This is a genomic window from Hahella sp. NBU794 (genome assembly GCF_050749805.1).
Taxonomy (GTDB): domain Bacteria; phylum Pseudomonadota; class Gammaproteobacteria; order Pseudomonadales; family Oleiphilaceae; genus Hahella.
Genome location: NZ_CP192738.1, coordinates 1,255,694 through 1,269,261, shown reverse-complemented (window position 1 = coordinate 1,269,261; position 13,568 = coordinate 1,255,694). Strand labels below are relative to the sequence as shown.

The 13,568-nt window shown below is 56.9% G+C and carries 7 protein-coding genes; 3 read left to right on the top strand and 4 right to left on the bottom strand.

Annotated features, from left to right (window positions below):
- Positions 1-217: 217 nt before the first annotated feature.
- The 3 genes from ACQYWX_RS05665 to ACQYWX_RS05655 are packed head-to-tail and all read right to left on the bottom strand — an operon-like array spanning position 218 to position 1,714.
- The gene (locus ACQYWX_RS05665) at positions 218-721 is read right to left on the bottom strand and encodes a hypothetical protein (RefSeq protein WP_431688174.1); all 504 of its coding nucleotides are present in this window, start codon (positions 719-721) and stop codon (positions 218-220) included.
- Between the two features lie 21 nt (positions 722-742).
- Positions 743-1,234: a hypothetical protein gene (locus ACQYWX_RS05660; protein ID WP_431688173.1), complete on the bottom strand. Its 492-nt coding sequence runs from the start codon at positions 1,232-1,234 to the stop codon at positions 743-745.
- 18 nt (positions 1,235-1,252) lie between these two features.
- Positions 1,253-1,714, bottom strand: coding sequence for a hypothetical protein (locus ACQYWX_RS05655; protein ID WP_431688172.1), 462 nt, complete (start codon positions 1,712-1,714; stop codon positions 1,253-1,255).
- Between the two features lie 505 nt (positions 1,715-2,219).
- Between ACQYWX_RS05655 and ACQYWX_RS05650 the strand changes: the two genes are divergently transcribed.
- The 3 genes from ACQYWX_RS05650 to ACQYWX_RS05640 are packed head-to-tail and all read left to right on the top strand — an operon-like array spanning position 2,220 to position 11,075.
- Positions 2,220-5,528 carry an AAA family ATPase gene (locus tag ACQYWX_RS05650; protein WP_431688171.1) on the top strand — a complete coding sequence of 1,103 codons (3,309 nt, stop codon included), beginning with the start codon at positions 2,220-2,222 and terminating at the stop codon, positions 5,526-5,528.
- Complete coding sequence (locus ACQYWX_RS05645; protein WP_431688170.1) at positions 5,525-8,821, top strand: AAA family ATPase; 3,297 nt, start codon at positions 5,525-5,527, stop codon at positions 8,819-8,821. Before ACQYWX_RS05650 ends, ACQYWX_RS05645 begins: the two co-directional genes overlap by 4 nt.
- The gene (locus ACQYWX_RS05640; RefSeq protein ID WP_431688169.1) at positions 8,811-11,075 is read left to right on the top strand and encodes an AAA family ATPase; all 2,265 of its coding nucleotides are present in this window, start codon (positions 8,811-8,813) and stop codon (positions 11,073-11,075) included. Before ACQYWX_RS05645 ends, ACQYWX_RS05640 begins: the two co-directional genes overlap by 11 nt.
- 12 nt (positions 11,076-11,087) lie before the next feature.
- Here ACQYWX_RS05640 and ACQYWX_RS05635 read toward each other — a convergent pair whose 3' ends face one another.
- Positions 11,088-13,568 carry an acylase gene (locus tag ACQYWX_RS05635; RefSeq protein WP_431688168.1) on the bottom strand — a complete coding sequence of 827 codons (2,481 nt, stop codon included), beginning with the start codon at positions 13,566-13,568 and terminating at the stop codon, positions 11,088-11,090.

Sequence of the window (13,568 nt, the reverse complement as noted above, 5' to 3'; positions counted from 1 at the left end):
TTCTCCTTAGCTGGTTCTCGAAAAGTCGCTTTGCAAATATCACTGCAAAGCTCTCATTCCTACTACAGCAGAAAGCGGGCCAACTTAATTTAAACCATTGATTTACATGAAAATATACCAAAATAAGAATAAAAAATAAGCGCAAATATTCAGTGCAGAAAAGGCGCTTTCTACAAAGCTGTTGTAAAAAATACGCCGGAAGTTCAGGGAGGCGAAATCAGGAAACCTCGTTGCTTTCCTGTTCGATCAATTTGGCGCAATGCTTCATCACTAGCCAGCCGCCCAGTCCACCAAGCGGCGCAATCAATGGAAGCAGTTTTACAACAATGAGCGACCCGCCAACCATACCCAGGAGAGCGATTCCCAAGCCTGATTCAACACTTTTCAAAGCGATCACTCCCGCCACCCCAGCCAACAGACTGAAACTAACCGCCGTCAAAAAAGAAACGACGCAGGAAGTGAGTAATTTCACGAATGTAGACCGTTTTTTTTCGAGCGGTAGATACCAATGTCCCAACAATTTCCCATGAACATAGGCAAGCGCCATACTCCCCAGAATAATTGGCCCCCAATCAACCAGGAGCATCTTGGACGCCGATAAAATATCTTCGCTAGATGTAAAAAGGCCATATGCAAAAAACGGTATAAGAAACAAACCGCATAAAAAGGCATGAAACCAAGCGCTAAGCTGACGCGCTCTGGCAATAATTTGGGGAGACACGCATACTCCTTAAGCAGAGATTTAAGCGGGCTTAACCGCCTGATTTAAGTCCGCCGCCAATTTGTTAAGGCGCCGGGTCAGCGCCAAGCCTCCCAGTCCACCTAAAATCAATATCAGCGGCAGCGCGCAAAGGTATCCGGCCAGTCCAGCGAATAGCCCGATAGAAAGCCCATCCATCCCTTCCCACACAGATGAGATCAGACCAATACATGCTCCTGTACTGATAGCCGCAAAAAAAGACACCACGCAGGAAGCGCAAACAATCTCAAATGTTGGTTTTTCACCATCGACAGGTAAATACCAGTCCCCAAACTTTTTTCCGTACAGATAGGCGAACGCCATCGCTGTCAGACCATAGGGCGCGGCTTCCAGAGAGACAGTCCACAGCCGCTGATCTCCCAGGCCCATAGCAATCGCCAGCGCGAACCAGGGTGGAGACAGGCACAAACCGCACAAAAGGACATGAAACCAGGCGCTTAGTTGGCGCGCTCTGGCGACTAGGGTGGAAGACAAACTTAACTCCGGTGACGGCTATAATTCCATGCTTTGCATCGCGTGCGGAGCATACATCGGAGGAGGTGGCGGGGTAAATTCCGACGCTGATTCCATATAGGCGGCGAAGGCTCTGTAAGGCGCTTCGAATACGCCGCTCAGGCAGCATTCGCTGGTTGCCTGCAGGCCAAATTGATCGTGAAAGCGTTTATCCGCGCCGATATATATACGACCCGGTCCATCAATAAACTGGTCCCCGGTGATATCGACGATCAACGCTCCCATTTCCAACCAGGCGTGCGGCTCCTCCCCGCGCAGGCCGCTGACGAAGTGCACATTGTCATAGCCATGCGCCGTCAACCAGGTGCCGAGCATGTCGCTCGCCGCGCGACAGGCGCAGTAGGGAAAGCGCCCCAGATAAATGTCGCTGATTTCCCGACCATGGGCTTCAAATACGATTCTGGCTTTACAAACTTGTTCTTCTAATTTTTGTAAGTTCATAGGAACCTCAACAAGCGTTTGCAATAAAATCATTCTGCTTGCCACGGCTTTTCCCTTTCTTCCTTGAGCTGGCGCCGACACTCTCACACTCCGCCGTCAAACTCCGGGAAAGCCACTTCCTGTGGCCGCCTCCGTCCTGATCTGGACTCAGGACAGACGCAACACTCTATCAACATAACCCGACTTTCCCTGTCGTTCATCCCGTTTTCATGGGATTTTGCGAAAATGCGCTCTTCGTCATATTTATTCAGGTTGCGTCGAAAAGCTGAGGGAGACAGGGCTCGCCACAGGCTGGTTCCAACGTTCACAGACAAAGAGGAGGGACTCTATTGATCTGTCGAATGAACAGCCTTGATCTCAGACAATAAAGCCTGCGTTAGGCCGGCGCCGAGAACATAACTTTTACTCTCAATTGTTTTCCCAGGCCATATTCGTAAGAATAGCCCCTTTTCCGTTCGCATCGTCCGGACAGGCACGTCTTTTCCATTGCGCAGATGTTTCAGCCATGAGTAAACAGTTCAGTTTCCCCTTCTATAACACCATCCTCACCCACGAAAGCGGCGTCACACTCACCCTTCCAGGCAATATGACCGAAATTGCCTGGCTGAACGCCCCCAGCGCTCATGTGGCCCGCCAGTTTCAAAAGCGCGCGCAGAGCAAACTGCTGAAGCAGGGCGAGTATGTCGAGCTGCTGCACTATCTGCCGGAAGGCGAGACGGAAGTGCGTGAGGTGAAAATAAAGGCCCCGGCCTCCAGAGAGGGCGGCTATACAGGACATGAGATTACGTTCGAAGCCGTCATCTGGCGCTTGCGCCAGGGGGAAATCCTCGGTGTGGTCCCGGCTCTGGCCGTCGCCTGCCTCTGCTGGGACGAAGAGCAGATCATGCAGCGGGTCAGCGAATGCATCCAGCTGGAAATGCTGCGTAATAAACGGTTCGACAGTGCGCGTTCGTTGATCGCCTGTCAGTGGTATGCGCCCCCTAAAGTCGTGCGTGAAGAAGTGACGCTGGAGTTCTACACGCCAGCGGAACTGGCGGACCTGCGGCGCCAGCAAGACGAGCCGATGATTGCAAAGACGGCGCGCCGGATGCATCGCAGTCGCGCCAGCGTGTTTGGTCTGGACGCTTATGTGGACACGTTAAATCGCAACCTGCTTGGCGAATTCCGCCAAAGCGTGCTGGTGGTTGGCCCCAGCGGCTGTGGCAAGACCGCACTCATCAACGAGTTTGTGAAGCGCCACTTCACCGGCGTCAACGCCAACAAGATTCCCTGGCGCACTACCGCGGCGCAAATGCTGCAGGCCCTGACGCAACAGGGCGGATGGCGTCACGCGCTGGGTCTGTGGGTGCGCGAAGCCCGCGCCAACGGCGAGCTTATCTACCTGGGCAACCTTAGCGAGCTGTTCGAAGTCGGCCAGTATCAGGGCAACAGCGTCAGCATCGCCGAAGCCCTGCGCGATCCGCTGACCCGCAATGAAATCACGCTCATCGCGGAAGTGACGGAAGAGCAGTTGGCCGCCATTGATTTACGCGCTCCTGGCTATAGTCAGCTCTTCCATATCGTGCGTTTCACCGAACGCAGCGAGGAGGAGGAAAACCAGATCGCGCGGCAGGCGATTCAATCTCAGGCTGAGCTTTTCAATATACGCATCGCCCCCAACGCCATTGAACGCATTATCCTGCTGCAGCGCCGCTATGCGCCCTATTCGGGCTATCCCGGCAAGATCATCCGCTTTTTTGAAAACATGATCCTGGCGGCCCATAAAGACAGCAGCGCCATCACTGAAAATGAAGCCATCGCCGCCTTTTGCGAAGAGAGCGGCATGCCGCGTTTTCTGGTGGATCATCAGGCCCGTCTGGACGCGGACAAAGCCCGCGAACATTTCCGTCGCCGCATCGTCGGTCAGACTCAGGCCGTGGAAGCCCTGGTGCGCGCCATTATCACCGTCAAAGCCGGCCTCGCGCCTCGCGGCAAACCCATCGCCTCGCTGTTGTTTGTAGGCCCTACCGGCGTCGGTAAAACGGAAATGGCGAAAACCCTGGCGCAATTTATGTTTGGGGATGAGAAACGCCTGTTGCGTTTCGACATGAGCGAATACAGCGACCCTTATTCCGTCACCCGACTGACCGCCACCGGCGAAGCCAGCCTGGTGACCAAAGTGCGTCAACAGCCGTTCTCCGTGTTGCTGTTCGATGAAATCGAGAAGGCCGATCCGGCGTTTTACGACCTGTTGCTGCAGGTGCTGGGAGAAGGACGGCTTACCGACGACCACGGCGAGTCCGCCAACTTTTGCAGCGCGCTGATCATCATGACCTCCAACCTGGGGGCTCAGCAGTTCATGCAAAACAGCGTCGGCTTCAGCACGGAAGATAAAACTGACGCCGCCGCTCAACGCCATTTCGAGCAGACGGCGGCGAAATACTTCCGCCCGGAGCTGTTCAACCGCATCGATCAGGTCGCGCCCTTCTTCGCTCTCACACAGGAAGAGCAAATGGTCGTGCTGCAGAAAGAAATGCGCCGCTTACAAGGCGCCGCCGGGCTAAGCAATCGTCAGGTCAGTTTGAACTTCGAGGCCCCCGTCTGGAGCCATCTGAACAACCTGCCCTCGGACCCGCGTTACGGCGCGCGCTCCGTGCAGCGGCTGTTGCGCAAGCACGTCACCGCTCATCTGGCGCCGGCGCTCAGCGCCCGCCCCCACGAAGATCCCCTGGAAATCACCGCCACGGTCAGCGCGGACGCACTGAGCTTCGACGCCCGCGTCACTCATCAGGAGAAACGCGCCAGAGGCTACTTCATGGAGCTGACCGAGAAGGTCGCCGCCCACCGCCGCGATCTGCAGGCGCTGCAGGAGAGCCCCACCTGGATCTCCTGCCTCAGCGAGCTTGACCAGATGGACGCGCGCAAACGCCGCAAGCGTAACTCGTTTTGGGAAGACCCCGAGCAAACCCGGCGCTATGGCGAGTTGTTCAACCTGCGTGAGGCGCTTGCTCAAAGAATAGAAGAAGCCTACGCACTGGAAAATGAGTGCCTCAGCCAATTACTGGATCAACAAAGCGCCATGCGCGCGGAAGACTATGAAGAGACATTGCGAGAACTGAGGACGCGCTTTGACGACTTCCTGATCGAAATCGAGAGCACGCTCAACCCGCACTACAATCGGCACCTGTTGTTCGTGTACGGCGGCCAGCCCCAACTCGACCGTCTGTCCCTGTGGTACGAGCGCTGGTTCGAAAAATTAGACCATGACTACACCCGGGTGTGGATCTACTTAGACCCCGACTTGGAGGCCAATCCGAGAACGGAGGGCGTCTGTCGGGGCGACGATATTTTCGAGATAGTGACGCTGCCGCCCTATAAAGTCAGCAAAGAAATGCTCACTCAGGAAGAACTGCCTCTGATTGGCATGGGCTGGGCCTTATCTGGCGCCTGCGCGCAACATTTCTGGCGTCATGACCACGGCAAAGTGGACTGGGCCACGGAAGAAGACAAAAACGCGCCGATGTACATCGATTTCAATGACGCCAGGCTGGACGAATACAAGGTTCCCACCGGCATTCACCGCATGAAGTTTTACAAAGACATGAAAGCCCATCGCAAAGTCCGCGAAGAAGAATATCAGGACGAACGCTTCGGTGATCCACAGACCTATCAGGATCTTTCCGGGCACTCAGAGCGGGTCAAACACAAAGCCGCCCGCTCCCTGCAGGAAAAGCTGCTGGCCCGCCTCGTCATCCGCCAGGAAAAGAAACCGGAAGATAAAAAACGCGGCGCTAAATCCGCCTATGACGACGCCGCAGGAGGGCTGCAGGAATGACGTTACTGCGACTCGAATTTCCCACGCTGGTGGAGACCCGCAACGGCGAGTTCACCCTGACGCCGCTGCTGACGGATGGCTTTATCGTCAGTCGACGCCGCTATGGCGACGCCTTGCGCAGCTATCAATCCTCGCTCAAAAAGACCTTCGACGATCGACGCCTGGACCGGGACAGCGTAGAACATTTGCTCTGGTTGTGCTTCCAGCCGGACTATCGGTTCGAGTTGATCCACCTGACTTTCAAGTCCGGCATGCACTTGGTGGACGGCCTGTTTGCGGTGGCGCAATATCAGGTGCGCGAGCATCGCTACCTCTGTCTTCCCAAACTGAATTACCAGACGCTGCTCATCCCTGACGACGTGGAGACGCGCCCGCAACTGATTGAATTTCTGGCGGGAAGAATTGGCGCCTATATCCGCAGTCAGCGCAAAGCGGATGAGTCCTTCGACATCAAACGTCTGTACTCTCAGGCCGGTGATTCCGCCACCACTATCGGCGTTTCCGTGAACGTCGGTCAGAGCGATTCCCCCTTCGAACAAGACGCAGCGTCGCTATTTTCCTTTTTCTCCGCCAGCCGTGAATTCAACGGCGCCTACGAACTGAAAAAGACAGCGGAAGATCTCGCCCAGTTTTATCCAGATGACCTGGAAGGCTCGCTGCATCGCGATAACGAAGCCGTCTGGCTGGAACGCGCTCTGTTCTCCGGCAAACCGCAACCGGTTGTCATCGTCGGCGCGCCCGGCGTCGGCAAAAGCAACCTGATTCAGCACACGCTGGTCCAGTACATGGCGAACAGCGACGTCAAAGCCCCGGAGCGACTGCAAAAACTCTGGCTGCTTGATCCATTACGGGTGATCGCCGGGATGAGCGTGGTTGGCGAGTGGGAGCGGCGCTTTGAAGCTATTCTCAGCTGGGTGAAGAAACGCCTGCAGGAAACCTACGGCATCCGCACCCCGGACGTGCTCTACATCGACAATCCTGTGGCGCTGTTCCGCATTGGCAAGAGCGCGCAAACCAGCCTCACCCTCAGCCATGTGCTGAAGCCCTATCTGGAGCGCAGGGAAATCGGCCTGGTGCTGGAGGCGACGCCCTATGAATGGCAACGCATTCAGCAACTGGACCGCGGCTTCGCCGACCTGTTTCAGGTATTGCGACTGGAGCCGCTGCCGGCGGAGAAACTGTCGCAAGTTTATATACGCCGACGCGCGCAATGGGAGCGCGAATACAACTGTGAAATCGCCTCTCAGGCGCTGCTTACCCTGCTCGGCCTGGAGCCGGGCTTTCGCGGCGAGAGCGCCTTGCCCGGCTCAGTATTGTCCGTCATGCGCGACATCGCCGTGAAGCATCAAGGCCGACGCGCTGATGAGCAAGCGGTGTATCAGGCGTTCCAGACCAACTTCCATTTCCGCAGAGCGTTGATCGATAAAAACGCCACGCTACAGGAAAACGAAGTGCGCCGTTTCTTCGAGCAGCGTCTGGTGGGTCAACCGCAGGCGCAGGACGTGCTGACGGACACCGTGATGACCATCAAGGCGCAACTGACGCCCTTGGGCAAACCACTCAACACCCTTCTGTTCATCGGCCCCACCGGCGTGGGTAAAACCGAAGCGGCGAAGCTGCTCACACAACGATTATTCAGCAACAGCGACTGTCTGGTGCGCATCGATCTGAACGAGTTCGTCGACGCCGGCGCCGTACACCGACTGATTGGCGACGGCATGGGGCAAGGTGGTTTACTGACGGAGCGGGTGCGCTACCAAAAAGCCTGCGTCCTGTTGCTGGATGAAATCGAAAAAGCGCATCCCAAGGTCCATGATTTGCTGTTGCAATTATTGGACGACGGCCGCCTGACTGACGCTATGGGCAAGACCACCGATTTCACCCAGACCGTCGTGATCATGACCTCCAATATCGGCGCCAAAGAGGCGGCGTCGCGGTTTGGCTTCAGCCATCACAACGACGACAACGCGGCGACCTATCGCAAGAGCGTAGAGCAATTCTTCCGTCCGGAAATGATCAACCGCATCAACGACATCGTCGTCTTCAACCCGCTACAACACAGCGATATGCAACGGCTGGCGCAACTGCACATGCAACGCCTGCTGGAGCGGGATGGTTTTATCCGTCGCAGCACAATATTGAACATAGACCCGGCCTGTCTTAACCGGCTGGCGGACGCAAGCTTCGATCCCTTGTTGGGCGCACGGGCGCTGAAACGCAACCTGGAGCGGGTCATCACCCATCTGACGGCGCAACGACTGGCGGAACTGGACAGCCTGGACCCGATCATGCTGACTCTGTTTGACGGCCCTCATGGCGTTGACAGCCGCATCACCCGCTTCCGCCACCAGTCCATCATAGCGGGCGCATTGCCGCGCCCAGAGCAGGATTATGCCTTGCCGGACTATCAAAGAATGGTCGCCGCGCTGCAGGCGCTGGACGAACGTTTGCATCAACCGCAAAGCCTGCTGCATCCCGCTGAGAATTACGAAGATTACTGGCGCTGGCATCTTAGCGACGCCCTGCGCGAATTGCTGGAGCCGCTGCAAACCTATACCTGGGAAAGCGAGGAACGCAGCAGCACCCAGCGTCTGCAGGCCAATATGCCTTTTCGCACCTCGGCGCGACCGCGGGAAGGCTGGCGCTCCATACGTCTGGATTTTTCAGCGCTGGCGGCTCAGAACGACCTGCGCGACTACCTTAACGGCCTCTATCAGAAAGCGGAGGACTTCGTCGATTACAACATGAGCGACAACCTCCAGCTCGGCGTCGATTTCAGCTACGTGCTGTTTATCGCCCACGCTTATCTGAACCAGGGACTGGACCAGGGCTGCCTGGTGATCCGCTCTCTGGTGGCGGAAAAAGGTCAAATGGGCGTGCGCTTCCTGACCAACGCCTATGAGCAGACGCTGGGGCGCCTGGGCGAAGTACAGGACAGCCGCATCAGCGACGATTGCGTCGCGCTGGCGCTGCGCGGCCCCGGGCTGCAGCGTTATTTCAGCTATGAACAGGGAGTGCATCTCTTTATCGAAGAGTCCAACCTGCAAGTGCCCGTGACCGTGGCGTTTTACCCGGGCTTAACTGCGGAGGAAGGCAGTCAGCAACGTCTGGAGCAGGACCATCAGGGCGACCTGGATATCCAGCGCCTTTACACGACGCCCACCGCCACGCAGCGGGAATTCGGGGTCACCGATCTGCGCACCGGCCTGATGTTGAACGGCTCCCCCATGCTCGCCGACTGGCGTCTGTTGATAAGCCCCGCCTGCAAAGGAGAATTACGCCATGGCGATTGAAGAATTTCCCGTAGCCTGCTGGACCCTGGAAAGCGGCGATGTGATTGGCGTCATTCTGGGGACGGAACTGGTGGTGATGGAGTCGCATCCCTCCAAGATCCGCAGCGCCGCATCGGAATGTCTGGCCAAGGCGATCAAACAGGGAGAGTGCCTGTACAGTCCGGAGATCAGCAGTCCGCAAATCAGCTTCCATGCGATCAACGCGCTGCTGTCCTATCGTTCGGATCAGGGCGTGTATCCGCTGTCGGCGCCCAGCGCTTTCCGCATTGCGGCGGTGCATAGCCGCGACCCCAACAGGGGCTTCGGCGAATGTTTTCTGCCGTTTCTACAACGCTCGTTTTATTACTATGATGAAGTGCAGTTGAAAACGCTGATCGAACATTTCTCCCTGCAAGTGTTGAATAACGTCACGCCGGAAGAAGCCTACCGCTACATCATGCCTTCCGAACCCTGGCTGGAAGTGGTCAGTTTCGACCGCGGCAAAGTGCGTCCTTCTCAACAACAGCACAATAGCGATGCAATGGAGTACATGTTGACGGTGTCGGATCAGGCGCCATTGCCGAAGCGCGTCAAACGTCAGGTCAGCCGTCTCCCGGAAGTGGCCTGGGAGCGAGGCGAAATGATCCAGCGCCTGGCGGAGGAACTGCTGGAAGGACGCAGCAGTTGCCTGCTGATCGGCGAGCAGGGCGTCGGCAAGAGCGTGCTTTGGCAGGAAGCGGTGCGGGTGGCCGCGCGCCTCAGCAAATCCAGCGATGCGCCCCTCACCTTCTGGCGCGCCACGCCGCAGCGCATCATCGCCAAGGCCAAGTACCTTGGAGAGTGGCAGGAAGTGTGCGATGAAGTGGTGGAGTCTCTGGCGCAAATCAACGGCGTACTCTGGCTCAATGATTTCATCAGCCTGCTGTCTATTGGCGGCGAAGGCCAGGAAGACTCCATGGCGGCCTATCTGCGCTCCTACCTCGCCAAAGGCCAGATCCGCATTATCGGCGAATTGCGCCCGCAAGAACTGGAAGCGGCGCGTAATAAACTACCGGGGTTCCTGCATTTGTTCGAGCAGATCAACGTGACGGAATTGTCCGGCCGCTCCGCGCAGCGAGTGGTGCAGGCTTACGCCAATTACGCCGCCTCCAACTTCGCCATCGACACTCGCGATGATGCGCTGGAGACGGTATCGCAATTGGTCAGGCGTTACATCAAATACGAGCGTGCGCCGGGCAATCTGGTGCGCTTTTATCATCACTGCGTCAAAAACGCCTTTGAGAAGAAACAGACGACCATTACCCGCGATCAGGTCATCGCCGATTTCGTCGCCTACACCGGGTTGCCGGAGCTGTTCCTGCGGGATGAGCAGGCGCTGTCACAGCAAGCGCTGCTGGATTATTTCAAAACCCGCATCATCGGTCAGGACAGCATCCTCGAACAGTTATGCCGAGTGATCCAGATTTTCAAGGCGGGCCTCAACGACCCGCAAAAGCCGATAGCGACGCTGCTGTTCGCCGGCCCCACCGGCGTTGGCAAGACCGCCGCCACCAAAGCGCTGGCGGATTATTTCTTCAGCGCGGGCCAAAGCAAGAATCCTCTGTTCCGGCTCGATATGAGCGAATTCCAACATCCCGGACACATTGAGCGTCTGATTGGCGGCGAAGGCAAACCCAGTCCACTGGTGCAGCACGTGCGCGCCAATCCGTTTTCTGTGGTGCTGCTCGATGAGATTGAAAAAGCCGACGACAGCGTCTTTGATGCCCTGCTCTCTACGCTGGACGAAGGCCTGTTGACCGATCGCTTCGGCCGCACCACCGACTTCCGCAACACCATCATCATTATGACCACCAACCTGGGCGTAAACGCTGGCGGCGGCATGGGCTTCTCTGCGGCGGAAAAACGCGGACAGGTTTCGATGAGCGGCATTCGCGACTTCTTCCGTCCCGAATTCATCAATCGTATCGACGCCATTCTCTGCTTCAACCCGCTTGATCGCGACAGCATCCTGAGCATCGCCCGACGCGAGCTGGAGTTGCTGAATCAACGCGAGCGCATCAGAGAGCAAAAGCTTAATCTGAGCTTCAGCGACGACCTGGTAGCGCATGTCGCAGAGGCGGGATTCAGCGAGCTCTACGGCGCGCGACCAATCCAACGCTCCATCGAGCAACGGGTCGTGGCGGAACTGGCGTCCTTTCTGGTGACGCGGGAGCATACGCCGTCGCGCATCCATCTGGACGCTATCGACGGCGCAGTGGTCATTAGCGCCGAGTAGCCGCACTACGCTCTAATTAATATCCAGCCTGATACGCTGCTCCGATTGCGTATGGGCTGCGATATCCTGCTCGCGGAATCGCAGTGGGCGCAAACGCGGCTGCTGCGAATACAGTTCCGTCTGATCCAGGTAGTACGGAGACTCTGGATTGGCGGACTGGGAGTAGGTCAAAAACCCTTCGGCGACCGGCCCGTTAACCGTGAAGCTCACCGCCATCATCCAGCTCGATCCATGCGTCAGGTGATAACCTATGGCCTCTGCGCTGATTTTTGATCCGGGCAGGAAAGAATAAATATGCCGGGGCAGCAGGGTTCCATCCGGCTTAATCCAGGGATTAAACACATTGAAGCCGCCCTCGATATGGGCGGCGCCGCTCCACGGGAAACGTACGCCGCTTGGAGAACCATCGAGCGCGCTCATTTCGACAAACTGCGCTTCGCCAAGGGTCGTCTCCAGAGACAACCCCGCCGCTTGCACATACCATATCGCCGTGGCCAATTGCTCCAGCACCTTGTCGTTCGGGTCCAGTTTATTAGGCGTATTGAGAGGGTCCTGGGGAGAAAATGGCTTACGCCATTGCGGGTCTTGATCAAACTGCCAGGCGAACTCCCTAAACAACACCCCGCCCCGGCTATCCGCATTCATAACGCCGTCCCACAAACTCAATGCGTAACAGCCCTCGGTGAGGTCCACAGGTTCGCCTTTGACGATTACCGGCTCATCGCCGCGCGCCCTGCAGGCGGCCAGCAGATCTTCCAAAATCTCCTCCCCTAAATAGGAGCGGCTATTCAGCAGCGCCTCTTTCAATTCGGGCAAAGTGAAGCGTCCATCCCAGCCGGCGGCGTCCGTCAAAAGTCGTTGCCCCATGCGCGAACGCCATGACTGCTCGTTATCCACCGGCCCATACAAGGTGGAAACGCCCCGAATCGGACTGGCGGGATTAGTCAGCCAATAGCTGTCGTTGGAGTTTTGCACAAAGTCGAAGCGCATGAGTTTCGGCGCTTTAGAGAAAGGAGACGGCCCCTTGAAGTCATATACGGAAGCGTCGCCCGGCAAGATGGTGAACTCAAGCTGCTCCCGCAACTTCCTCCACTTGGTGTCGGTGGTCAGCGCCGTTTCAGCTTCAGGACTCAATTCAGGAACGGTGGAGTCATCGATATAAAATGCGTCGCCTACGTCATCCACCACCATCGTGTTATTGAAGATGACGCCGTCGAATTGTTTAAAGACCTTGCGCACATCCGCCATGTCGCGGGACAGATTCAAGCCCAGCCAGGTATCTATCAGATCAAAGTTTCCAAGATTCGCGTCCTTGAGGCTGTAGGCCACAAAGCCCCCATCCGACGCCTCTCCCCAAGGCAGGATTTCAGGATGGGTGACTATAGGGCCATAATCGCTGACATAAAGATCCTTGCTCAACGCAAACACAGTATCCGGAGCCACCTTTACATCAATGACATAACTCCGCTTCTGAATACGGCGTCGCTCGCCATCCACAAAATAGGTCATCCCCGTCGGGTCTTCCGGGTCCAGCTTCAACTCGTAAACAACAAAGTGTTCTGCAGTGGAATAAGTGTGCGTCCAGGCGACGTGCTCATTAAAGCCGATATTCACCACACCCGGCATGCCCGCCACCGATGCGCCCATCACATTCATGGAGCCGGGGATGGTCAGATGCTGTTGCCAGAATCGCAAATTGCCTGTGAATGGAAAGTGCGGATTGGCCAGCAACATCCCCTTGCCATTGGCGGTTTTGCGTTTACCCAAAGCCCACCCGTTAGACCCCAATCCCAATCTGAACTTGTTAGGCAGAGCAGCCAACTCAACAGGGGCTCCATGGTTGGCAGTCCAAGGCGGCGGCAGGCCGCTGTCCGCCATCTGCGGTAAATAGCTTTCTCCCGGCGGCGCAGCGACATAGATCTGCGTCAGGAAGCCGGACGCGCCAGGTATCAATCCCAGACCAAGAGAGTATGTAAGCAGATCCACGTCCGAGATGGGACGCACCCATGGCTGACCGGCGCAAGTAGGATCGATATGGTCAACGCCCACATCCTTTAGGTATTTGTTGTAGCCGCTGGCGTAGCCGGATAACAACGCCCGGCTGGCGTCGCTCATAGCGTCCAGCCCCTCCTCCGCCAGCTTGCGCAACTCCAGAGCCAGATAGCTGAAATCGTTGATAAGATTTTGTGAGTCGCCGGACCCGGGAGTCTGATCCGGCCCAAAGTAGCGAGAGCGCTGACTGTTATATTTGATGATCTGATCCGCCAGGATGCAGATATTATCCTGGGCGAAGGCGTATCCCGAACCGAATGCGAGACTTTGCAGATTATCCGCTTCGATGTGCGGCGCCCCGAACTCCGTACGCCGGATGCGCGCCTCCAGCACGCCATCGTCATCAAAGGCGACCGGTTGCTCGAAGCAACCCGTCAATCCCAGGGCCAGCATCAGTCCGACGCCGCGATAACCCCGTGGCCATTTTCCCAAATGCAACAT

Coding starts and splice junctions, on each gene's coding strand:
- ACQYWX_RS05645 (WP_431688170.1), top strand. CDS start 5,525: ATGACGTTACTGCGACTCGAATTTCCCACGCTGGTGGAGACCCGCAAC.
- ACQYWX_RS05635 (WP_431688168.1), bottom strand. CDS start 13,568: ATGTTGCATTTGGGAAAATGGCCACGGGGTTATCGCGGCGTCGGACTG.
- ACQYWX_RS05640 (WP_431688169.1), top strand. CDS start 8,811: ATGGCGATTGAAGAATTTCCCGTAGCCTGCTGGACCCTGGAAAGCGGC.
- ACQYWX_RS05655 (WP_431688172.1), bottom strand. CDS start 1,714: ATGAACTTACAAAAATTAGAAGAACAAGTTTGTAAAGCCAGAATCGTA.
- ACQYWX_RS05650 (WP_431688171.1), top strand. CDS start 2,220: ATGAGTAAACAGTTCAGTTTCCCCTTCTATAACACCATCCTCACCCAC.